This is a genomic window from Leuconostoc lactis KCTC 3528 = DSM 20202, from assembly GCF_014651235.1.
Lineage (GTDB): Bacteria > Bacillota > Bacilli > Lactobacillales > Lactobacillaceae > Leuconostoc > Leuconostoc lactis.
The window spans coordinates 26542-50475 of sequence record NZ_BMWM01000012.1 but is presented as its reverse complement, the minus strand read 5'-3'; the positions used below and the strand labels follow the sequence as shown (position 1 = coordinate 50475).

The following is a 23934-nucleotide window of genomic DNA, read 5'->3' as shown; positions in this document are numbered from 1 at the left end:
ACACCAATCGAGATCTTCTTACTTAATCTACGTCACTAAATTCGTTCAAGTTATTTCTTGCAATCTGCCATAAAGTAAACCAATGTTTGCAATTCATTGGTCAAATCCACATTTTGCACACGCACGCCACTTGGTACCGTCACACGCAAAGGTGTAAAGTTCAAAATCCCTTTAATACCAGCATCCACGAGTTCATTCGTGATTTCTTGGGCGACACCTTGTGGTACGGTCAAGATGGCAATATTAATGCGTTGCGCAGTAATCTGCTCTTTTAATTCAGTCATTGAATAAATCGGCACACCGGCCATAATCGTGCCTGCACGTGACTTATCCACGTCAAAAGCCGCTGAAATACGCATGTTAGAAGACTGGTGAAAGTTAAAGTTAAGCAAAGCTTGCCCCAAATTTCCAGCACCAATTAACGCCACATTAATGAGACTGTCTTGATCCAACACATTGGCAAAGAAATCAAGCAACGCCTTGACATCGTAGCCGTAGCCACGCTTGCCTAAGGCACCAAAATAAGAAAAATCACGACGAATCGTGGCCGCATCAAACTTAATTGCATCGCTTAATTCAGCAGAAGAAATGCGGTCAGTCCCCGCATCGTGTAAAAATGTTAAATAGCGGAAATAAATCGGCAAACGCTTTGCGGTCGCACGCGGGATTTTAGGTTGTGTCATAATTTTCTCCAGTGTTAATGTCGTTATTATCATGCTTGTTTCACCAAACGCAAACGTGATGGTCTGATGAAATCGGCACCTTAGATTACTTTGTGAACTTTTGCATAACTATTGTACCACAAAAATAAGGATCGCAACAAAAGATCGTGATAGATTCACAATCTTATTACGATTATATTAGTTCAAAATCTAAGCCTGGATCAGTATTTAAGTCTAAGCCCGCAAAAATACCTTGTTTGTAATTCCAGTAGCCTGCTGCCCCGATCATCGCGGCATTATCACCCGTATATTGCCGTGGCACAGGAATATACGTTGTTTCTGGAAATGATGCCAGCAATGCTTCTAATGTTTCTCGTAATTGTGAATTAGCCGCCACGCCACCAGCCAAGATAAAACTTTTAACCGGATAGTCTTGTAAGGCGCGTTTCGTCCGACCAACTAGCGCATCCACAACCGCATTTTGGAAACTCGTTGCTAAGTCATATTGATCAATTATTTCACCCTTTTGCTCGGCGTGATGGACATAATTAATGACCGCACTTTTTAAGCCAGAGAAACTAAAGTCATAATTATCTTCATGCGCCATAGCAGTGGGAAACTTAATCGTTGGTTGCCCTTTGTGCGCCATATCATCAATAGTTTTACCCGCTGGATAAGGTAACTTTAACAAACGGCCAACTTTATCGAAACTTTCTCCTGCCGCATCATCACGCGTTTCCCCTAACACGGCAAACTCATTTTCGTTTTGCATGAGGACCAGTTCGGTATGGCCGCCAGACACCATCAAAGCTAAGGCTGGATAGCGAATTGGCTGATTAAAGTTAGCCGCTGCAATGTGACCGGCCAAATGATTCACCGGCACTATTGGCAAATTATGGGCCAACGCAAAGGTTTTTGCACCCATTAAGCCAACCAGTAAAGAACCTACCAAGCCGGGTCCATAGGTCACCGCCACTGCATCAAGCTCTGCTGGTGACACGTTAGCTGTGGCCAACGCATCATCTAACACGCGTGTAATCCATTCAATATGGTGTCGACTGGCGACTTCTGGCACAATACCACCAAAACGTTTATGGGAATTGATTTGTGTCGCTACGGCGTTACTTAGGACAATATGGCCATCTTCCACAATGGCAACGCTAGTTTCATCAGCACTGGATTCAAATGCTATGATTTTTGTCATATTTATGCGTGTGAGTAGTTGCCTTAGCAACCTGTGCTCACATTTTCCTTTCCATCATGATCGCGGCATGACCATTTTTATAATATTTCTCACGGCGATGATAAGGTGAAAAGCCCATCTTGTCATACAGCCGAATCGCTTGATGATTTAACTCGTCGACTTCCAATAAAAATCGGGCAACATCCGGCAAAGCCAACACGGTTGTTAATAGTGCTTGCGCAATACCTTGCCGTTGATAATCTGGTTGGACCGCGATACTGCTAATTTCAACTTCATCTAATATCTGGGTAATCCCAATAAAACCACCAGTCGTTAAAAAATAACGACTGCGAGGACTTGTGAGTTCATGTTCAAAGACTGTTTTTGGCCAAGGAGACGGTTGAAAGGCCGCTTGGGCAATACGATAGATGGTTTCACTGTCTTCAATTGTTGCTGGTTGAATTTTCAAGTTGTTTCACCATTGACACGGCATCTTCATGATCACCGAAATAATACCCTTTTTTGATACCTGTTTGTTCAAAGCCTAATCGGTGGTATAAGGCAATCGCCCCATGATTAGAAGCGCGTGCTTCTAACGTCATGGTTGCAACCCCGACCGCAGTCGCAAATTGATGAATCTCTGACAAAATGGTTGTGCCTAAACCATGACTTTGCCAAATTGGAACAACCGCAATATTAGTAATATGCATATCACGCTGATCTCTTTGATAGGCAACCCCAGCAAAGCCAATAACTTGCTGGTGGCGCTCAATCACTAAGTAGAGGCGAATATGTGGCCGCGACAATTCGCTAAGAAAGTCACGCAATACCCACGGCGCGACACCAGCATAAACTGCTTCCTCAATTCTAACCAATGTGTCAATATCAGCGATTGTGGCGCGACGTAACACAAAGTCATATCCACTGACCGTCATCGTCTTGGTCACAAATCGCGGTAAGGCAATCGGTAATTTAGGTTGGTGATTAAACTTCAAAAACATAATTTTCGGGATTATCCTCACCAGGATGCGCAGCAAGCCAGTTTAACTCCGCCTGGGTTTTCCTTAAATAATTGGGATTAAAGTGCGCCACATCAGCGACAGGTTGCGCTTTAAGACCGAGTGCAACGATGCCATGCCCGTCAGGTAAGCTGTCAGCGGGTGTTAAAATCGTCGCCTGGTCACCAAAAACCGCCTGTAACGTGAGCACAAATTCTGTGGTTTCCCCCACAAAAGTAATTGGCTCATCACGTGTCTGCAGCCAAGTCACCAAATGGTCGATTGGTTGATGTGCATCAGCTAACACAGCACTGTCATTTAAATAAACGCCCGCAAAAACATTATTATTGCGCGCATTAAACAGTGGTACTACTAAACCAGGATTGGTCACTTGCGCAGCCAACACGGCTAAGCTAGAAACGCCTACGAGCTCGGCTTGCAACGTGTTAGCTAATATTTTAGCAACAGTCACACCAATTCTAAGCCCAGTAAATGACCCTGGTCCTTGGGCAACCACAATGCGGTCAATATCACTGAGCGCCCATTGTTGTTCAGCCAGCGTTGTTTCAATGGCTGGCAATAACTGAATCGAATGATTCCGCGCTTCATTCGTTGTGAACACACGTCGTACGTTATTATCTTCCGCCAAACTCACCGTGAGTGGTTGGTTACTTGTATCAAAGGCTAAAATCTTCATAGGTTATATTTTAACACAAAAAGACCGCCAATCGGCGGTCTTAAAACTTGTTCTAGTCAATTGCTGATTCAACTAATGCAATGACTTCGTCATTTGTTTCGGTATCCAAAGCTTTTTCAGCCAACAACTTCATATCAGCAGTATTCAACTGCTTCATTAATGCACGTGTTTGCAAAATAGATGGGGCACTCATTGAGAATTCATCTAAGCCCATACCCATCAACAATGGGACGGCAATTGGATCACCAGCCATTTCACCACACATGGCAACAAACTTACCTTCTTTATGTGCGGCAGTAATTACATTGTTGATCAAACGCAAAATTGATGGGTTATAAGGTTGATACAAATAAGCAACCTTATCGTTACCACGATCTGCAGCCATTGTATAACCAATCAAATCGTTGGTACCAATTGAGAAGAAGTCCAATTCCTTAGCAAACTTATCAGCCAACATGGCAGCAGCTGGAATTTCAATCATGATACCTAACTTGACATCACCCATTGCTACACCAGCTTCTTCAAGCTTGGCACGTTCTTCTGTATAAATTTGCTTTGCGGCACGGAACTCAGGCAATGTGGCAATCATTGGGAACATAATCCACAAATTACCAAAGGCTGAGGCACGTAGCAACGCACGGAGTTGTGTCCGGAAAATTTCTGTTTGATCCAAAGAGATACGGATCGCACGATAACCCAAGAATGGGTTTTCTTCTTCTGGTAACTTCCAGTAGCTCAAGTGCTTGTCGCCACCAATATCCATGGTACGTACTGTCACTGGCTTACCAGCCATCTTTTCGACAACAGTCTTATAAGCTTCAAACTGTTCTTCTTCGGTTGGCAAGTGATCTGATTCCATGTATAGGAATTCAGTACGGTACAAACCAATGCCTTCAGCACCATTTTCCAAAACGGCAGGCATGTCTTTTGGTGAACCAATGTTGGCACCCACGACAAATGTCTTACCATCGGCACTAACTGATTGTTGATCTTTCAACAAGGCCCATTCAGCACGTTGTGCTTGATAATCAGCCGCCTTTTGTTGATAACTGGCCAATGTGTCAGCATCTGGGTCGACAATCACATCGCCCGTCAAGCCATCAACAATCACCATGTCACCATGTCACCAGCTGCCACTTCTTTTGTGGCAATTTCAGTTCCCACGACAGCTGGAATTTCCAACGTCCGTGCCATGATTGACGCATGCGCTGTACGACCACCCAAGTCAGTTAAGATACCCTTAACAAAGTTGCGATCAAGTTGTGCTGTATCTGAAGGTGTCAAGTCTCTTGCAACCAAGACCACTTCTTCATCAATCAATGCCGGATTAGGCAAAGCCACATTCAACAAGTGAGACAAAATACGCTTCGTCACATCACGAATATCTGCTGCACGTTCTTGCATGTAGGCATTATCTGTCATGGCTTCAAACATGCTGATATACATATCTGTCACTTCTTTAACAGCTTGTTCAGCATTGACCTTGTCATCAGCAATCTTTTGCTTAAATGCGCTAGACATTTCGGGATCAGCCAAAACCATCAAATGCGCTTCAAACACTTGGGCTTCTTCTTCACCAAGGTTTTCAGCAGCTTTTGTCTTAATAAGTTCCACATCTGCACTAGCAGCCTTCAAAGCATCGTCGACACGAGCTTGTTCAGCTGTCACATCTGTAATTGTTGTCTTTGAGAAAGACAAATCTGGGTCAACTAACAAGTAGGCCTTTGCAATTGCAATACCATTACTTGCCGCGATTCCTTTGAAGTTCTTAGCCATTATTATTCAGCAAGTCCTTCTTTTTCCATTGCTTCAGTGATGGCAGCCATTGCTGCTTCTTCATCATCACCTTCAGTCTTAATTGTCACATCGGCACCTTGACCAACACCAAGTGACATCACACCCATGATTGACTTCAAGTTAACATCCTTGCCTTGGTATGACAAAGTAACGTCTGATGTGAACTTTGAAGCTGCTTGTACCAACAATGTTGCTGGACGTGCGTGGATACCTGTTTCTGCTACGATATGGAATTCTTTTGATTGTGTCATGATTATTTTCTCCTTTTTAGCTGTGAATCAGCTTCTGATAATAGTGTATCAAAGCGCTTACAAAATATCAAGTAAAATGCCCGGTTAAACCTTGATATATCAAGCCCAATCGCTAAAAATGCCGGTCTCATCGCGTTTGCGATGTAAACGTTTACATTTTTTCCGTGTGACTTTTCAGTAAACGTTAAGCATCTGGGTGACGTGCGCGACATTTACCACAAGTTCAACACAAAAAGCACCGATCCGGTGCTTTTAAATCGTAAATTCTTGGTTACCCGCCGCTTTAGCTAAGCGATTATTATACGCTTTACCAATCCCAATGGGTGGCATTTTTTCGACATAAATCGTCGCCACTTCTGGCGTCTCATCATAAAAACGTAATCCCGCAAAAAGCTGTTCGGTCGCACTTTCAAGTGTTTCCCCCAACGACCACGTTTGCGTCAATGGTAACTGCAATGTTGCCAACGTGTCATCTTGAGCCATGACAACATCTTGGGCTGTCAGGGTTGGTCGCAGCGCCAAAGCATCTAAACGATCAAACATGACCACTGTTTTATCCGGCGCATAGTGACGATACTTCATCCCCGGTGCTTTTGGTGTGACATGACTCGCCACTGATGTCGTACTAGTGGCATCAAAGACTGGTTGTTGAAGAACGGCTTCTAATTGTTGTTGCGTCACAGCCCCTGGTCGCAAAATGGTCGGTGTGTCCGTTGACATGTCAATCACTGTGGATTCAACGCCCACTTCAGTGGGGCCATCGTCCACAATGGCTGCAATCCGACCTTGCATATCATGCCAAACATGTTGGGCCGTGGTTGGTGACGGTTTGCCGGACGTATTGGCACTGGGGCCAACAATCGGTACCCCGGCTGCACGAATCACAGCACGCGCTGTTTCATTGGCAGGCAAACGGAAAGCCACCGTTTGCAACCCGCCAGTCACTAACATCGATACCTGATCTGGTTTAATGGGCATGATAATTGTCAAAGACCCCGGCCAAAATGCGGTCATCAATTGCCGAGCTGCTTCAGAAATCGTGACAAAGGGTGTCAACTGTTCAACGTCTGCAACGGTCATAATAAGCGGATTATCTGCTGGCCGATTTTTCGCCAAAAAGACTTTTTTCACCGCCGCATCATTAGTAGCATCTGCTCCTAAGCCGTAGACTGTTTCTGTTGGAAAAGCCACCACTTCACCGGCTTTTAATAACGCACCCGCCCGTTGCACATCTTGAGTTGTTAGTAATTCTGTCTCCATAATAATCCTCCCGACGTCAGACACACGCGACGTCCATTTTATCCTTTCACCACACGCACCATACGATCTAAGCCTGCGAAATCTTTTTTCAAGGTTACCGTCGCATCAGGTAGCGCTTGTTGCATCATGGCTACTACCGCCGGGCCTTGTTTGTAGCCAATTTCAAAATAAGCACGCCCATGTGCCGTCAAATGTTGTGCCAAACCAGCCGCAATCTTGGCGTAAATGGCTAAGCCATCTTGGTCGGCAAACAACGCCAGTTGTGGTTCAAACGCCAAGACACTGGCGTCCATTTCTGCTTCATCAGTCCGCGCAATATACGGCGGATTGCTGACGATAATATCAAAAGTTAAATGCGCAACGCCTTGGAAAACATCACTTTCCACGAAGTGTAACTGATGCAAACCAAAGCGCTGCGCATTACTTTCAGCCACGGCCAAGGCATCGGGTGAAATATCGGCGGCAAACCCCTTAACACATGGATTTTCAAGCATTAACGTCTCAATAATTGCGCCTGAACCCGTCCCAATATCCAACACAGAAACTGGTGCACCTTGGGTGCCACTGGCATCTTGTAAAATCCATTCTACGAGTTGCTCAGTTTCTGGTCGGGGAATTAAAACACGTTCATCCACCATAAATTCTCGCCCATAAAAAGGTGCATGACCCAAAATATATTGTGGTGGTTTGTTTTGGGTTAATTGCGCCACCCACTTTGGCCAAACAGCTGCCAGCGCTGCTGGCATTTGCCGTGATAGATTGGCCCGTAAATAACCGTAGTTAATGTCTAAGGCGCCCGTTAACAAAAAGTCCACGTTATCTTTAGCATCAGCTTCCGGCATCCCCGCCTGCGTGAGTTCTAAAACTGCCCATTTGCGTGCTTCGAGTAATGACAACTTCACTTGCGCTGGGGCAGTTGGTTTGACCTGATCATCCCACTCGTACCAACGTGGTTGGGTCAACTTAGCAGGTGAGTTTGAGCGTTTGTGCGTGGTCTGATTAGGTTGTTGAAATTGTTTTGGGGTTTCAAAATTTTTTTCTGTCATTGTCAGGCGTTATTGAGTTCAGCGAGCTTAGCTGTTTGATCCGCAATGATTAACGCATCAATGACTTCCCCTAATTCACCGTTCATCACACGATCCAACTTGTTTAATGTCAAACCAATGCGATGATCTGTGACGCGGTTTTGTGGATAATTGTATGTCCGGATACGTTCTGAACGGTCTCCAGTCCCAACGGCTGATTTACGCTGTTCGGCATAGGCTGCTTCATTTTGTTGCGCGTAAAAATCATACACACGACTGGCCAGCAACTTGCGCGCCTTATCACGGTTTTTAATTTGCGTCCGTTCTTCTTGCATTTTCACCATGATACCAGTTGGCTTGTGAACCAAACGGACTGCCGTTGACACTTTGTTGACGTTTTGACCACCAGCACCACCTGAACGGAAGAATTCTTCTTCCAAATCAGATTCAGCCAATTCAAAATCGATGTCTTCAAATTCAGGCATCACACCCACCGTCGCCGTTGATGTGTGGACACGCCCTTGCGTTTCGGTTGATGGGACACGCTGCACACGGTGCGCACCTGATTCAAACTTTAACTTCGAGTACACATTATCGCCAGTAATCATCACAGCGACTTCCTTGTAACCGCCAACTTCAGTCGTAGATTCATCAATAATACTCAATGTCCAGCGTTGCTTTTCGGCGTAACGACGATACATGTCTAACAAGTCAGCGGCAAATAATGACGATTCATCCCCACCAGCAGCCCCACGAATTTCCATGATAATGTTTTTATCATCATTGGGATCTTTCGGTAACATTAAAATTTTCAATTGGTCTTTCAATTGCGCTTTTTCTGGCTTTAAGTCAGCTAAATCTTCTTTCGCTAATGGTGCCATTTCGGCATCATCGAGTAATTCTTCTGCTTCTTGAATTTCTTGAATGACTTGTTGGTAACGGGTATAGACTTCAACCGTCTCACGCATTTCCCCCGCTTCTTTTGACAAGGCCATATATTTTTGGCCGTCACTCGCCACTTCTGGGTCGGCTAATTGTTCGTTAAGTTCATCATAACGATCAACAACCGTTTGTAATGATTGAAAAATTGGATCCATCGTTCACTCTCCTCTTCACAGTGGTACACCAACTGTTTAACTTAGCTACTGTACCCTGTCGTTATTGTGATAATTTATGTTGAAAAATAGCGTTCCGGCTTTACTTATCCACAGGAAACATCTCGGCAATTTTAGCCAAATCGGGCACGTACCAATGATGACGGCAGGTTGGAATATAAGCTTCATCGCCACCAATAAAGAGCTGTTCCCCAGAACGTTGTGGCTTGCCGTCAACAATCCGTAATTGCGTTGTCGCTTTTTTACCGCAAAACGAGCAAATCGTCTTCATTTCTTCCAACTTATCAGCCATTTCGATGAGTCGTTTTGACCCTTCAAACAAGTGATTAAAGGCATCTTGTTTTAAACCAAATGCCATCACTGGGATATGGAGATGATCCACGACTTTGGCTAATTGATCCACTTGTGCTGCGGTTAAAAATTGCGCTTCATCAATCAAGGCCACGGCAAGGTTGTCGCTTTTCTTGGCCTTAATTAAGTCATACAAGTCATCCGTTGGCTTAATCGCTAAAGCTTCGCGCGACAAACCAATCCGACTGGCCACAACGCCCACACCGGCACGGGTATCCACAATCGGCGTCATTAACAACACTTGACGTCCCTGTGATTCGTAATTATGCGCAACTTTCAGGATTTCAATTGATTTACCTGAACTCATTGCCCCATATTCAAAAAATAATTGTGCCATCATCATCCCGTGTCCCAAGTTGCCTCAGTTTATGACACGTCGCCTCCTGAAAAGTTTGTTTGCTGACTTATTTTGTCACTCCTTCCTATTATAACAAATGCCAAACGATAACAGGCGCTTTTTCACACCAGAACACAGGTCGATTAGCTTTTTTAACATTTCATCAAAAATTCCCATCTCAAGGCTACGCGTGGTAAAATGATAATCATGAAAGTGGGGACATTATGACACTTAAAAGTACAATTGCACGCGCGACTGCTAAAAGCGCCTATTGGTTTTTGCATGACGTGATGCACCGTGGTGGCACAAGTCTACCCGGCAAAATCGCGGTCGCAATCGACCCAGATATTCTTAAATCAATCCAACAGGATTTCGATCTTGTGGTGGTGACTGGTACAAACGGTAAAACGTTGACCACTGCCCTCATCACGCGCGTCTTACAAGCTGGTGGCTATGAAGTTATCACCAACCCATCCGGTTCTAACATGATTCAAGGGATTACCGGCACATTGGTGACGACACCAGTCGAGCCTTCTCCAAACGGTAAAAAGTCCGTGGCCGTCTTGGAAGTCGATGAAGCCAACGTTGAAAAAATCACCTCAGCAATCAAGCCAAAAATGTTTGTGCTCACAAACATTTTCCGAGACCAACTTGACCGCTACGGCGAAATCTATACAACGTATGATAAAATCATCGCTGGCATTCAGCATGCACCCGAAGCAACAGTATTAGCCAACGGTGATTCACCAATCTTTACCCGCGGTGATTTCCCAAACAAGCGCCAATATTTTGGCTTTAATCATATCCAACCGGCCGATTACCAACCACAAGTGGCGCCAATCAACACTGATGGGATTTTATCACCGACCGATCATTCTGTCTTACACTATGATTTCATCACGTACGCCAATCTTGGTCAATATTTTAGTGTCACCGATGATTTCAAGCGCCCACCATTGGCCTATCAAGTGACCGAAATTGACGAATTGACCCCAACTTATTCAACTTTTAGCATTGACGGGACACCGCTTCGCATTGAAATTGGCGGGCTCTACAATATTTATAATGCCCTAGCTGCTTATGCTGTTGGTCGTGAATTTGGTGTAACGCCTGAACAAATCAAGACAGCTTTTGAATCAAATGCACAGATTTTTGGCCGTCAAGAAGCCATTCATGTTGATGGCAAGGATGTCACAATCGTTTTGATTAAAAATCCGGTTGGGACCAATTCTGTCATTGATATGATGCGGACCGAAACGGCTGATTTCTCACTATTGGCGCTGTTGAACGCCAATTATGCGGACGGTATTGATACCAGTTGGATTTGGGATGCCGAGTTTGAAAAGCTGCATGACACCAAGCTCAGGGCCGTCGCTACTGGCGGTGAACGCTATCGTGATATTCGTGTGCGTTTGAAGATGGCTGGTTTTGCTGACCAAGCCGTCTATGAAGATTTGACCCAAGTGATTGATGCCATCAAAGCCTTACCAACCGATAAGGTCTACATTGCAGCGACTTATACGGCGATGCTACAACTTCGTGAACAACTTGGTGCAGCTGGCTATATTAAAGGAGGTTTCTAATGACCGAATACCAACTCAACGTTGCGCACCTTTATGGTAATCTGATGAACACTTACGGTGATTATGGGAACATCATTGCCCTCACCTACTATGCCAAGCAAATCGGCGTCGCTGTTGATTATCAATTGGTTTCACTTGGCGACGAATTTGATGACCAAGCCTTTGATTTTGTCTTGTTTGGTGGCGGACAAGATTACGAAGAAACGATTGTCGCCGAAGATTTACCTGCAAAAACAACTGCCATCAAACACTACATCGAAAATGATGGTCCTCTGCTGGCTGTTTGTGGTGGCTTCCAATTACTCGGTCATTATATGGTGATGGCCGACGGCACGCGTGTCGATGGCATTGGCGTCATGGATCATTATACGACCAATATGTATGATGACCAATTAACAGTATTATCCGGCAAGCGCCTCACTGGTAACATTGTGATTGAAAATAATGACACTGGTGAAAAATACCATGGGTTTGAAAACCACCAAGGTCGTACGTTCCTCGGCGAAGGTGAACGTGCTTTGGGTACTGTTATTTCTGGTAATGGTAATAATGGGATGGACAAAACTGAAGGTGTGATTTATCGTAATGTTTATGGCTCATACTTCCACGGCCCAATCTTTACACGTAATGGTAATTTAGCTAAGCGCGTTCTGGCAACGGCTTTGCAACGTAAATATCCTGACGTTGATTGGCAAGCCCGATTGGACGCAGTCCCAACTGAAAGTTTCTAATACAAAAACTGCGGCAAACTGATGATGATCAGTTTGCCGCAGTTTTTATTTTTGCTTCGTTGTGGGCGTTTCCGTGTTTTGTGACGCCTTTTGTTGTTTTTTTACCCGATCGACTTCACGATGATACCAACGCATAATCAGAATTAAACCACCCGTTGATATCATCATCGCAATGACGACCCAAATGAAAAACAGTATTAACTTCGTATCTTGTGTCATGATTGTTATCGGCATGCCAGCTCAAGCACATGCCACTCCTTATTGTTGCGCTATCTACCACTATTCTGATAGGTGATAATAATAGGTTGAGACTGAAATATCCGTCCGTGCGGCAAACGCCGTACGCAGACGTAACGAGTTCTGGTTATGCAAAATATTTTGCCAAGGTTTTTTTGGCACGAATTGTGGCACTAAAACCGTGACTGAATGATTGCGCTTTTCCGCTTGTTTCACCACCGCATCCACGAAACTAGTGGCTGGCTTAACAATTGAGCGGTAAGACGAATGAATATCCACATAGCGGACATCAGGGAAATCCAGTTTGAACTGCGTTGAGGTTTCCAATTCTTTTTTCGGATTCACATCAAAACTCACGTGCATCGCCACCACATAATCGCCAATGGATAGCGCATAATCGATCGCTTCAGTTGTCACTTTAGTAATATTTGATACCAAGACAATGACGGTCGCCCCATCATAATGATGCCGCACAGCATGTGAATTTTTCGCATAGGCTAAACGCAGTTGACGCGCAATGCTCGTATAGTGATGCTTAATTTTTAGGAACATGTACATGATAATGGGCATAATCAAAAGATATGGCCAAACATGTTCAATCCGTGTGGCAAACAACGTGACTACCAATACCGCTGAGATAAAGGCCCCAACAAAATTGATCAAGGCTTTCAGTACCCAGCGCGTTGGCTTCTGCCGCCACCAATGAATAATCATCCCCGACTGTGACAGGGTAAACGGTACAAACACACCGACCGCATACAACGGAATCAACGCATCTGTGGAACCATGGAAAATCAGCAACAAAATAGTCGCGCCAAAAGCCAGTGATAAGATACCGTTAGAATAACCGAGGCGATCGCCTTTATCCATGTAGAGATGTGGTAGATATTTGTCGCGCGCCAAATTCAACGCCAACATGGGAAAAGCCGAAAAGCCCGTATTGGCTGCTACAGCTAAGATCAAGGCCGTGGCCAATTGAATAATGTAAAAGCCCATATTATGCCCACCAAATGTTTTGGCAGCAATTTGGGACAAAACTGTTGAATGACTATTGGGCACAATGCCATACCAGTAACTCAAAAACGTGATGCCACCAAAGAATGTCGCTAAAATCAGTGCCATTAATGTGAGCGTTGTCGCCGCATGTCGTTCTTTTGGTGCCCGAAAGTTTGGTACCGCATTAGAAATTGCTTCCACACCTGTCAAAGATGACGACCCACTTGAAAAGGCACGCATAAACAAGACTAATGATAGACCGGAAAAACTGGTTCCCACGCGTGCCGCAGCATGATACGGCAATTGCCCAGTGGCTGCCTGAAACACACCCCAGATAATCATGATTGCTAAGACAATGATAAAAAAGTAGACGGGAAACATCAGGAAGTTCGCACTTTCCCGCAAACCACGCAAATTCATACCAGTCAGTAATACGACTACAAAAATCGAGAGCGGTACCACATAGGGATTTAACATTGGAATCGCTGCAGTGATGGCGTCAGATGCCGCCGATGCTGATACGGCAACCGTTAACATATAATCAACTAGTAACGATCCGCCGGCAACTAATCCCGCTTTCGCCCCCCAATTTTCACTAGCCACGGCATAAGCACCACCGCCTGAAGGGTATGCATGGATAATTTGTCGGTAACTCAAGACAATAGCTGCCAACAAAATCAAAACTAATAGCGCAATCGGCAGTTGCAACCACAGCGCTACAGCGCCCGCAGCGACCAAAGCAGCTGTAATGGATTCCGTCCCATAGGCCACTGATGATAAGGCATCAGATGACAGCAGCGCTAACGCTTTAGTTTTCGACAATGACTGGCCACCCTCATCTAACGTTTTGAGTGGTTTACCGATGATGATCTTTTTAATGTATTGAAACATGTTCTTCTCCAATGAACGTGATGTGCCAAAACGGCAACAATTAACACAACTAGCCAATGAGCGATCAGGTTCATCAACCTCATGTTTCACGCTAATGCCAGCAAGGTTTTAAAAACGCTGCAACATTACTCATCACATTTTACGCTATTTCATCGCGTAAAAAAAGCCGTTAATTTAACGACTTGCAAAATATTAGATCTTCTAAACTTTTGCAACAAAGGCATCAAAAACAGCTTGCACTGCATCGTCTGTCATACGGAGCATTTCCGGATGCCATTGCACAGCATAGATATGCCGTGTCTCATCTGAAAAGGCTTCAATTACACCATCCGAACTTGTCGCATCCAAAGTTAGCGATGGTGCCAATGTTTTCACTGCTTGATGATGAAAAGAGTTCACTAGCGCATCAGGCGCTACGCTCGGTGTTAACCAATTATCGCGTTGCCAAACCAAGCGATGTGTTGGCGTGGACCACTTCGTTGGGTATTGATCATGCTTCACGCGAAGTTGTGCATATTGAGTGGCCAAATCTTGATAAAGCGTGCCACCAAGGCCCACATTGATCACCTGCGCCCCGCGGCAAATACCAAGGACGGGCTTGCCCACTCGCACGGCTTCGGCAAATAAGGCAAATTCAAACGCATCGCGATAGCGATCAATTTCACCGATAGCTGGGATTGGTTCTTCACCGTAATAATCAGGGGTCACATCTTGCCCACCCGCTAACACCAAGGCATCGATACTTGCCACATAGTCAGCCGCCAGTTCTGGGGCACTAATTGGTAAAATCATGACCAATGCCCCTGCTTCTGTCAGGGCAGCGGTATAATTTTTTTGAATATAGTTCACATAATTCGTCCCAAATTTGGGGTTCGGATGAATGGCGTGGTTCCCAGCAATCCCAATCTTTTTCATAATAAACTCCTACGTCGGTTATTTTTCTGTTGCATATTGATAACTTTGGTATCCAATCACAGGATAATTTAAGTTTTTAATCGTCTTTTTCTGCAAATGGACATTGGCTACTTGATATAGCGGTGTGACCCCATTCAAGTCATTATTCAATTTAGCCGCTTGCTGCTCTAATTGATAACGCGCATCATTGGCTTCGGGCTGTTGGTTAATTTTCTGAATCAAGGCGTCATATTGGGCATCATGCCATTTTGTAAAATTAATCGCGCCGTCTGAATAAGCGGTATCTAAGAAATCAATCGGATCATTATAATCAGTTGACCAACTCAATGTGCCAGCTTGAAAATTATGATGGTTAAAGGCTGAAATTTCCGCATTTAACGGCATCCGATTAAGATTAACGGTCACATCCGGCAATGTGCTTTCAATACTTTGCTTCAAATAAAGCCCGGCAGCGCGATAAGCATCCGTATCAGCCGTATTGAGTGTCAACGTCAGCTTTTTCTCGCCGATTTCTGCTTGTGCTTTTTTCAAATAGTCTTGCGCTTTTGTCTTATCATTTGGTAACGCCAATCCCGCATTAAAGTCTTGGCCGTGCACCTTAACTTCGCCACTTGGCACAATAGACTGCGCCGCAGTTGACCCATCAGCTAAAGCTTGATCGGCTAACACACGTCGATCAATCGCATAACTCACCGCACGTTTGAAATTGGTATTCCCAGCTACTTTATCTTGCGCGTTCCAAACAATGAAGGCCATCCGGCCCTTTTTCTGAGACTTGATCTCGTCAGCATAATGTTTCTTCAAATTGGTTAAAATACCACCAGATATTTCTGCTTCATCAACATTACCTGACAAAAATTGTTTGCTGGCCAAAGTGGCATCGGTCACCAAGGTTGTTTTGATCGTATTAAAATGGACTTTTTTGGCCTGCGCATAATACGGATTCTTCACATATTCCCAAGTTGTGGCCGATTGATTCCATTTTTTAATCATGTATGGCCCGTTAGAAACCGTTGTTTCAGCTGTTTGGCCATATTTATGCCCGTAAGCTTTGACCTTAGCGGGGTTAATCGGATAGAGCTGATTAGCCAAAATAAAATTAAAGTAAGGCACTGGCTGCGACAGCGTGATTTTAACTGTGCGGTTGTTAACAGCTTGAATCCCTAAGGTATCAATACTAGCACCCTGTTTCCTAATGGCGTCATAGTTAGCCAAATCTTTAAAATGATTGGCACGCGTTGATTTAGACGCTGGGTCGACCTGTCGTTTCACCGAAGACACAAAATCTTGTGCCGTCACCGTTGTCCCGTCAGACCATTTCTGGTTCTTTTTTAACGTCAACGTATAGACTGTGTGGTTGTTTGTTGGTTGCACAATCTTTTCGGCCATTCCCGGAATGATTTGGCCCGTAGCATCTGTCGTATACAAACCTTGCAGTGTTTGTACCTCAGCCAAATTGGACCCAACGTCATCGGCAAAATTTGGATCTAATGTCGTAATTGGATTTTGTACCGTGACCTTTAGCGTTGCTGGGGTTGGTTTTGCTGTACCCCGTTGGTACAACACAGCCCCACCAGCCAGCAACACGGCGATCCCCGCACCGATTATTGTTTTTCGTTTCATACACTTCCCCCATAAACGACTTGCAGCCAATGCTACCCGCAACATTAGAACTGGTTTGGTAAAAAATGATCATCTTCAAATAAATAATTCGAGTATAGCGCAAGTCGTTTCAGCGGGCAATGATTATGCTTTATAGCCCCAGACTTGCGTTAAAATATCGCGCACAAGCGCTAATTTAGCCCATTGCTGGTCTTCTGTCAGCACGTTACCTTCCTCAGTTGACGCAAAGCCACATTGGGTCGATAACCACAAGCGCTCTAATGGTAAATACTGCGCCGCCTCATAAATGCGGTCAATAATCACCTGTTTATCTTCAAGTTCACCCGTTTTCGTTGTGATGAGTCCCAGCACAACCCGTTTATCACCAGAAACCTTGGCTAGGGGTGCAAAACCACCTGCGCGGTCAGAATCATACTCTAAAAAGTAGCTCGCCACATTTTCCTGACCTAAAAGTTCATCAGCCACCAGATCATAGCCACCACTCGCCGCCCAGTCAGAATGATAGTTCCCACGACAAACATGCGTATTAATCACCAAATCATCCGGTAAATCGGCTAATGCCCCATTATTAAAGGTTAAATAAAGTGTCTTTAACTCGGCCACACTAACGCCGTTACCAGCCATCAGCACGCCGAAATGTGGATCCACGAGCATCCCCCAAGTACAGTCATCGAGTTGAATGGTGCGCGCACCGGCATCATAAAGTCCCAAAATTTCGTCATGATATACCCGCTGAATGGCCGCATGAAAGTCAGCATCATTGGTATAAAACCGGTGGACACGTTCCGCATTTCGGCCACGCACTAATTCCGCAAAGAATTGCGCTGGCGACGGGAGCGTCACTTTAGCAGCGACACCATAACGATCAGCGATAGTTTTGAGAAACTTAAATTCACGAATAAGCGGATGCGCTGTCGCATCAAAACCCAGCGGACCGGTGAGGTGGGCCGAATCGTCTCGCGTTTCTTCATGGGCAAATTGATACCCTTCGCCAAATTTAAACCGTTCAACGCCTTCAAATCCCCAAAAGTTATCCAGATGCCAATATGAGCGCCGGAATTCACCGTCTGTGACGACATCCAAACCGGCCGTCACTTGTTGGGCCACCAAAGTGGTGATCGCCGCGTCTTCAGTTGTGGTTAATTCGTCAGCCGTTACCTGGCCGTTGGCAAATGCTGCCCGCGCTTGTTTCAGTGCATCAGGCCGTAAAAACGACCCGACGTGTTGAAAACCAATTTTTTGTTGTGTTTGTGTCATGTGTTAGACTCCTCTTGTCTCGTGATTATTTAGTAACGTCACAAAACACGATCACATGACACTATCCACCGCCCCGCTACCCGTCAAAAACACAGCCGTGGCGATTTTATTGATATGCAAATAATAAACTTTCTGCGGGTGTACCGGCATCGTCTACTCCTCTAATTTGCCATGTTGGTCGCTAACATTACACGACTTGTCGTTCAAAGGCATCACTTGAAATGCCTTGCTCAAGAATAATCGCTGCCCAAGCTTTGGCAGAATGTAGACTATGATCCTTAAAGTTCCCACAACTTTGAATTTCAGCTGCCGGCACCTCTGTCACGTCATCACTGACAATCTTTTCTAGGACCTTTTTAAAGACTTTAGCCAAGGTTTCGGCATCATAATCTACCCAAGAAATGACATGAAACCCTGTCCGGCAGCCAAATGGTGAGATGTCAATAATCCCATCAATTTCATAACGTACGAGTCCAGCAAAGAGGTGTTCTAGTGTGTGCAAACCACCGGTTTCAATCGCCGTTTCGTTTGGCTGGGTGAGCCGTAAATCATAATTCGTAATTTGACCACCTTGTGGGCCAGCTTGGGTTTCAATCACGCGCACGTAAGGGGCTTTGACCTTGGTGTGATCAAGCGTAAAACTTTCAACAACTGTTTCTGACATTATTTTTCTCCTTTAAAATAACTAATTGGTTTGTTCACTTCGGTTTTGGTGCCATGATACTTAGCAGCAATATAGGCTTGCGAGGCTTTGTCATGATAAAGCGTTAACAGCTTCCGATAAGTTGCATTGTTTTGGTTTTTTGTAGCGGTGGCTAAAATGTTGATATTCGCCCGCGTATGGCCGTTGACATGTTCATAAGCCAGCGCATCTTTTAACACATTCAAGCCGCTGGCTTGTGAAATAGAATTAGACATCAGGACGGCCGCAATTTTCGGATCTTTAACAACACGGCCGCCAGTGGTGTCATCAATTTCTTGAAACTTAAAATGCTTGGGGTTACTGGTGATTTTTTCTAAGCCATCTAACGCGCCAAAATCAGGCGCCAGTGTCAATAAGCCATTATCAGCCAAGAGCTTTAACCCACGTGCTTCATCTGCCAAATCTTTGGCAATGGCAATCGTTGCCCCATCTGGCAAGTCTTTGAGTGCATGATAATGACTCGAATAAATCCCCATCGGTTCAAGATATGTCGTACCCAGATTCGCTAGCTTCCCCACTTTACTGGCTTTGTTAAATGCGTCAAAGTAGCCATAACTTTGGAAAGCATTCACATCAACTTGACCTTGTGCCGTGGCCACATTCAAAGCTTGCCCATCTGTAAATTCTTTCACTTGAATCTTAAGATGTAATTGTTTCGCCTGCTTGCTCTGCGCTAAATGGCGCCAAATATCGGCATCGCTGGTCACCGATCCCACCGTTATGACATTGGTTGGTCGCTGCTTAACGGTTGCCCAAGTGATCCCTACGACCAGTATACTCGCTAAAATAAGCCCAATCCAAGTTTTTTTACGCATCACATCTCCTATACACGCTTGTTAAAATTCCCCTTAAACAGTCGCCAGTTCTTGATCGGCAATCGTTTTAATCAACGCTAACTTACGCCACTGATCTGGAATCGTTAAGATATTGCCTTCTTCGGTTGACGAAAAACCACATTGTGTTGATAAGGCAAGTTGCGCTTTGGGCACGTATTGCGCTGCTTCATTAATCCGAGCGACGACATCGTCAACGGCTTCTAAATCTGCTGATTTAGAGGTGAATAAGCCCAACACAATTTCAACATTTGGTCGCCCATTATAAATATCTGCCAACGGCCCAAAGTCACCGGAACGTTCATTGTCATATTCGAGGAAAAATGCATCGTAATTTAACTGGCCCAAATATTTGGCAACGGGTTCATAACCCCCTTCAAACAAATAGGTCGACTTAAAGTTACCACGGCAAATATGGGTGGATAGCTTCAAGTCGTCTGGTAAGCCGGCCAATGCTTGATTAATGACATAGACATCATCTTGGGCAGTTTGCTCAAACGGCGCCCGTGCAGCCGGATCATCTGCATTGGCATTCAATTGGGCAATGAGGTAAGCCCAAGTTGTATCATCCAATTGTATGTAACGTGCTCCCAAATCATAGAAATGTTGGAGCGTATCATGATAGGCTTGTGCCAAATCGTCCAAAAACGCTTGCCACGTTGGATAGTAATCCGCCCAGCCATCTGAGCGTTGATCGCGATTAATGATGAGACTTGGTGACGGAATCGTGACTTTCGGTTCCACACCTTCAGGTACAATCGATTGGAGGTATTTGAAATCATCAAAAAATGGATGATTCAAATTCGCATGCACTGGACCAGTTAAGCGAATATTTGTCGAACGTGTTTTTTCACCATGAAATTTATACGATTCTTCCTGATCATAAAATTCAAACCCACCGAGTTGTCCCAGAAAGTCTAAATGCCACCATGATCGGTTAAATTCACCATCTGTCACTGCCGACAAACCGGCTGCTACTTGTGCGTCGACTAAATCTTTAATCGCGGCGTGCTGCACCTGCAAAAGTGCTGCTTGCGTGATTTCACCCTTGGCGTATTGCTCGCGAGCTGTTTTCAACGCGTCTGGCCGCAAGTAAGACCCGACTTGATCAAAATGGTACTGTAATTTCCGAGCTGTTGTCATCTTTTTTCTCCTCTTTATGCTTCAATTTGTGCTAATGCGTGGTCGAGATCAGCTATGAGATCCGTCACATCTTCTAGTCCCACGGAAAACCGCAACAACCCTGGTGTAATCCCACTGGCTGATAGTTCCGCTTGATTCAATTCGGCGTGGCTCATCTTTGGTGGATAACTTACAATACTTTCCACAGCGCCTAAACTAACGGAAAACACCGGAATTTTTAAGGCTGTGACCACTTTTCTGGCGTTGTCTTGACTGCCAACATCAAAACTCAACACCGCGCCCCCACTGGTGGCTTGGCTGGTATGAATGGTATGGCCTGGATGAGTCGCCAGTCCTGGATACAGTACACGCGTAACGCTTGGATGTTGGGCTAAGTGTTGCGCCAGTTGCAATGCCGATTGGCTAGATTGCGCCATCCGCACCCCAAGCGTTTTAATCCCGCGCAATAATAGCCAAGTATCTAACACACCTAATGTCGCGCCAACCGCGTTTTGAATAAAGTAAATCCGCTCGGCCAACTGCTTGTCCTTGACCACAACGGCACCCGCCAAAATATCAGAATGTCCGGCGAGAAACTTGGTTGCTGAATGCACCACGATATCCACGCCTAAGTCCAAAGGTTTTTGGAAAAATGGCGACATGAACGTGTTATCAGCAATCGTCAGCAACCCATGTTGTTTTGCCACAGCGACAATGGCCGCAATATCTGTGATTTGCAATACTGGGTTGGACGGCGTCTCAATGTATAGTGCCTTGGTGGCTGGTGTGATCGCTGCGGTCACAGCAGCGACATCGCTAAAATCAACGAAAGTATGCGTAATTCCCCAGCGGGGCAAAATGTCTTCTAAGACACGAAACGTCCCGCCATAAACATGCTTGCTGACAACAAGATGATCCCCTGCTGACAAGGTGAACAACACACTGCTGATGGCGGCCATCCCCGTACTGAATAAAAAGCCTTGCGTGCCGTGTTCCAATTTGGCAATGGCGGCTTCACCAACTTCACGCGTCGGATTACCTGAACGCGCATAATCAAAATGCCCAAACGTATCAAATGACGCTTGATGGAACGTCGAACTGAGCTGAATCGGGGTATTAATCGCCCCAGACAACGGGTCGTGTGCTGTTGTGGCTTGAATTAAATCTGTCCAATCACTCATGCTTTGCTCCTTTAATCGCTTGCACCAAATCATGTAACAAATCTGTTTTGTCTTCCAATCCGGCACTGAGACGCACCAACTGATTTGATATTCCTAATGCATCCCGCTGGGCTTGGCTCATATCATGATGGGTTTGCACTGCGGGGATGGTAATCAATGTTTCTGGGCCACCGAGGCTTTCTGCAAACGACCCAATTGTTAACCCTTTCAAAAAGCGATCGACATCATACCCATCTGCCAAATAAAAACTCACCATGCCACCCACGCCAGCATATAAGACTTTGGCCACGCCTGGTACTGTCTGTAAGGCATCCGCCAGGAACTGACCATTTTCATGATGTCGCGCCATGCGTAAATGCAACGTTTTTAAGCTACGTAACAATAACCATGCACTGAAAGGATCTAATACCTGACCGCGGGTCACCAAACTGGCGGCTAATTGTTCGGCCAGCGCGGCTTGATTCGTCACAACCGCACCGGCCAAAATATCGTTGTGACCGCCCAAGTACTTCGTCGCAGAATGAACGACCACATCAGCGCCAAGTGTTAAAGGCTGTCGAAAAATCGGGGTTAAAAAGGTGTTGTCCACCGCAATGATAATATCTGGTCGGATAGCTTTAACTGCCGTACTTAGTGCTTGAATATCGGTAATTTTCATGGTTGGATTAGAAGGTGTCTCCAGCCAGATGAGCTTGGTTTCGGGTCGAATTTGTTTCAGAAAGTCATCTAAATCACGACACGCGGTATAGCTCACCCCACTTTGAACCACTAAATCATCAAAGTAACGGAAAGTCCCACCATATAAATCATCACTGGTTAAAAAATGATCGCCCGTTTTTAACAAAGTCGCAAACACCAAATCAATGGCGGCCATCCCCGAACTGGTCGCAAAACCTTGCGCGGCGTGTTCTAAGCGCGCCAGCTGTTCTTCTAACACTTGTCGCGTTGGCGTGCTTAAGCGCGCATAGTCAAAACCCGTAGACTCGCCTAACCCTGGATGGCGATAGGCCGTGGAAAAGTAAAGTGGCGTAACCACTGCACCTGTTTGCGCATCGTCTGTCCCGTTGCCCCCTTGGGCGAGTAATGTATCAATCGTCGTTGTCATCGTTACTCCTCTAAAATCACTTATGCTTGTACTGCTGGGATAATATCAACGACCGCCGGTCGCTGAGCTTGACTGACCAGCAAATGGCCCCAATTTTTGAAAAACTGCACAGCAGATGCTGACCATGAATTCACCGGTTCGCCCGCGTGATAATAATTTTCTGGTGGTAACATGGCCTGCCCTGAATGCTGGTCGCGTAAAAATTCATCATGTAACGTGTGCGTCGCATACTCTAAATGCCCCGTCACATAAGTCGTCCGTTTCGTATCATCGCGTAAAATGAATGCGCCGACGCGATCATCGCCAGCCACCTTTAATCGTTGGGCAACGGCGCGATTTGGAATGGTAAAATACCGTGAATGCGGCATCGCCAAGTCGGTCATTTGCGCTAATAGCGGATGCCCTTGACCAAGTGTTGGTTGGTTGTGGTAGACACCAAAGATTTTGTCGTCAACATGACGCACAGGGAAGTTGCGTTCGACATAGCCGGCCCCATAGGCTGCCCAGCAAGTCAGTAGGCTTTCTCTCACATGGGTTTGCCGCCATACCAGTAATTGTTGAAACTCGGTCCAGTAGTCAATAGCCGTCACTTTTTCGCGGTCAACTGGTGCACCTGTCACGATTAATCCATCAAATTGTTGATGCCAAATGTCGGCTAACGTTACATAATTTTTTTCAATCAGCTCACGGTCATGGCGAATGATATGCGTGGCGGGTACGGCAAACGTCACCCGCACATTGATCGGTAATTGGGCCAAGAGTTGGGCAAACTGTTCTTCCGTTTGCCGGCGATTTGGCATGAGATTCACCAATAAAATGCTAACCGTTGGCTGCAGGACACGATATGGGCCAATGACCAATTGATCATGTCGTAATAAGCCATTTTGTAATATGACACTCATCATTCACTCCTTTTAACATCATGTGAAAACAAAAAAATCCCGTAGTCTAAAATTAGACTACGGGACGCAAAAATAACGTGTTACCACCCAGTGTTTATGTAGGGCTCTCGCACCCACACCTCAAACGTACGCCCACCACATCTCGTCGAGAACATCTGTGAGATCTTTCGGGTTATAAG

General features: G+C 45.3%; 23 protein-coding genes and 1 pseudogene. 2 read left to right on the top strand and 22 right to left on the bottom strand.

The genetic code is table 11. The features are described 5' to 3' along the window. Positions 1-50: 50 nt before the first annotated feature. The 11 genes and pseudogenes from IE039_RS04840 to IE039_RS04790 form a co-directional block, all read right to left on the bottom strand. Entirely contained in the window at positions 51-686 is a 636-nt protein-coding gene (locus tag IE039_RS04840; protein ID WP_189428826.1) for a redox-sensing transcriptional repressor Rex, read from the bottom strand. A gap of 169 nt (positions 687-855) precedes the next feature. After that, positions 856-1866: a tRNA (adenosine(37)-N6)-threonylcarbamoyltransferase complex transferase subunit TsaD gene (gene tsaD / locus IE039_RS04835; protein ID WP_189428823.1), complete on the bottom strand. Its 1011-nt coding sequence runs from the start codon at positions 1864-1866 to the stop codon at positions 856-858. A gap of 37 nt (positions 1867-1903) precedes the next feature. Next, a complete protein-coding gene (rimI, locus tag IE039_RS04830; RefSeq protein ID WP_048700895.1) occupies positions 1904-2314 on the bottom strand; it encodes a ribosomal protein S18-alanine N-acetyltransferase in 411 nt (136 codons plus the stop codon). Further along, positions 2289-2846 (bottom strand): ribosomal protein S18-alanine N-acetyltransferase, encoded by a 558-nt coding sequence (gene rimI / locus IE039_RS04825; protein ID WP_189428822.1) that lies wholly within the window; start codon positions 2844-2846, stop codon positions 2289-2291. The genes rimI (IE039_RS04830) and rimI (IE039_RS04825) overlap by 26 nt, the downstream gene beginning before the upstream one ends. Continuing rightward, positions 2830-3540 carry a tRNA (adenosine(37)-N6)-threonylcarbamoyltransferase complex dimerization subunit type 1 TsaB gene (gene tsaB, locus IE039_RS04820; RefSeq protein ID WP_189428821.1) on the bottom strand — a complete coding sequence of 237 codons (711 nt, stop codon included), beginning with the start codon at positions 3538-3540 and terminating at the stop codon, positions 2830-2832. The genes rimI (IE039_RS04825) and tsaB overlap by 17 nt, the downstream gene beginning before the upstream one ends. 52 nt (positions 3541-3592) lie before the next feature. Next, positions 3593-5316: pseudogene (gene ptsP / locus IE039_RS04815) on the bottom strand (phosphoenolpyruvate--protein phosphotransferase). 2 nt (positions 5317-5318) lie between these two features. After that, positions 5319-5588 carry a phosphocarrier protein HPr gene (locus IE039_RS04810; RefSeq protein ID WP_010006425.1) on the bottom strand — a complete coding sequence of 90 codons (270 nt, stop codon included), beginning with the start codon at positions 5586-5588 and terminating at the stop codon, positions 5319-5321. 252 nt (positions 5589-5840) lie between these two features. Beyond that, on the bottom strand, positions 5841-6848 hold the full coding sequence (locus tag IE039_RS04805) for an L-threonylcarbamoyladenylate synthase (RefSeq protein ID WP_189428820.1): 1008 nt from the start codon (positions 6846-6848) through the stop codon (positions 5841-5843). Between the two features lie 38 nt (positions 6849-6886). Beyond that, positions 6887-7894 carry a peptide chain release factor N(5)-glutamine methyltransferase gene (gene prmC, locus IE039_RS04800; RefSeq protein WP_010003909.1) on the bottom strand — a complete coding sequence of 336 codons (1008 nt, stop codon included), beginning with the start codon at positions 7892-7894 and terminating at the stop codon, positions 6887-6889. A gap of 2 nt (positions 7895-7896) precedes the next feature. Beyond that, the gene (gene prfA, locus IE039_RS04795; RefSeq protein ID WP_010003908.1) at positions 7897-8970 is read right to left on the bottom strand and encodes a peptide chain release factor 1; all 1074 of its coding nucleotides are present in this window, start codon (positions 8968-8970) and stop codon (positions 7897-7899) included. Between the two features lie 100 nt (positions 8971-9070). Continuing rightward, entirely contained in the window at positions 9071-9676 is a 606-nt protein-coding gene (locus IE039_RS04790; protein WP_189428825.1) for a thymidine kinase, read from the bottom strand. Positions 9677-9900: 224 nt separating this feature from the next. Here IE039_RS04790 and IE039_RS04785 point away from each other — a divergent pair, with 224 nt between their 5' ends. Together IE039_RS04785 and IE039_RS04780 are read left to right on the top strand one after the other, a co-directional pair. Beyond that, positions 9901-11259 carry a Mur ligase family protein gene (locus tag IE039_RS04785; RefSeq protein ID WP_189428819.1) on the top strand — a complete coding sequence of 453 codons (1359 nt, stop codon included), beginning with the start codon at positions 9901-9903 and terminating at the stop codon, positions 11257-11259. Further along, positions 11259-11990, top strand: a complete 732-nt coding sequence (locus tag IE039_RS04780) for a type 1 glutamine amidotransferase (protein ID WP_189428818.1) — start codon at positions 11259-11261, stop codon at positions 11988-11990. Before IE039_RS04785 ends, IE039_RS04780 begins: the two co-directional genes overlap by 1 nt. Positions 11991-12035: 45 nt before the next feature. Here the strand turns inward: IE039_RS04780 and IE039_RS04775 are convergent, their stop codons facing one another. From IE039_RS04775 to IE039_RS04725, 11 genes are all read right to left on the bottom strand, one after another. Then, positions 12036-12209: a hypothetical protein gene (locus IE039_RS04775; RefSeq protein ID WP_167604545.1), complete on the bottom strand. Its 174-nt coding sequence runs from the start codon at positions 12207-12209 to the stop codon at positions 12036-12038. A gap of 60 nt (positions 12210-12269) precedes the next feature. Continuing rightward, positions 12270-14114 carry a potassium transporter KimA gene (gene kimA / locus IE039_RS04770; RefSeq protein ID WP_189428817.1) on the bottom strand — a complete coding sequence of 615 codons (1845 nt, stop codon included), beginning with the start codon at positions 14112-14114 and terminating at the stop codon, positions 12270-12272. Between the two features lie 201 nt (positions 14115-14315). Further along, positions 14316-15029, bottom strand: coding sequence for a gamma-glutamyl-gamma-aminobutyrate hydrolase family protein (locus tag IE039_RS04765; protein ID WP_189428816.1), 714 nt, complete (start codon positions 15027-15029; stop codon positions 14316-14318). An 18-nt stretch (positions 15030-15047) separates the two neighbouring features. Next, positions 15048-16652, bottom strand: coding sequence for a peptide ABC transporter substrate-binding protein (locus tag IE039_RS04760; protein ID WP_189428815.1), 1605 nt, complete (start codon positions 16650-16652; stop codon positions 15048-15050). 123 nt (positions 16653-16775) lie between these two features. Then, positions 16776-17909: a 5-methyltetrahydropteroyltriglutamate--homocysteine S-methyltransferase gene (locus IE039_RS04755; protein WP_189428814.1), complete on the bottom strand. Its 1134-nt coding sequence runs from the start codon at positions 17907-17909 to the stop codon at positions 16776-16778. Positions 17910-18096: 187 nt separating this feature from the next. Continuing rightward, the gene (locus IE039_RS04750; protein WP_010003169.1) at positions 18097-18573 is read right to left on the bottom strand and encodes an S-ribosylhomocysteine lyase; all 477 of its coding nucleotides are present in this window, start codon (positions 18571-18573) and stop codon (positions 18097-18099) included. Continuing rightward, positions 18573-19427, bottom strand: a complete 855-nt coding sequence (locus IE039_RS04745; RefSeq protein WP_147000976.1) for a MetQ/NlpA family ABC transporter substrate-binding protein — start codon at positions 19425-19427, stop codon at positions 18573-18575. The genes IE039_RS04750 and IE039_RS04745 overlap by 1 nt, the downstream gene beginning before the upstream one ends. 33 nt (positions 19428-19460) lie before the next feature. Further along, positions 19461-20588 (bottom strand): vitamin B12 independent methionine synthase, encoded by a 1128-nt coding sequence (locus IE039_RS04740; RefSeq protein WP_095652971.1) that lies wholly within the window; start codon positions 20586-20588, stop codon positions 19461-19463. A 14-nt stretch (positions 20589-20602) separates the two neighbouring features. Beyond that, positions 20603-21748 (bottom strand): trans-sulfuration enzyme family protein, encoded by a 1146-nt coding sequence (locus IE039_RS04735; RefSeq protein ID WP_189428813.1) that lies wholly within the window; start codon positions 21746-21748, stop codon positions 20603-20605. Continuing rightward, entirely contained in the window at positions 21741-22853 is a 1113-nt protein-coding gene (locus tag IE039_RS04730) for a trans-sulfuration enzyme family protein (RefSeq protein ID WP_010004006.1), read from the bottom strand. The genes IE039_RS04735 and IE039_RS04730 overlap by 8 nt, the downstream gene beginning before the upstream one ends. Positions 22854-22873: 20 nt before the next feature. Beyond that, positions 22874-23755, bottom strand: coding sequence for a homoserine O-acetyltransferase/O-succinyltransferase family protein (locus tag IE039_RS04725; RefSeq protein ID WP_189428824.1), 882 nt, complete (start codon positions 23753-23755; stop codon positions 22874-22876). Positions 23756-23934: the final 179 nt, after the last annotated feature.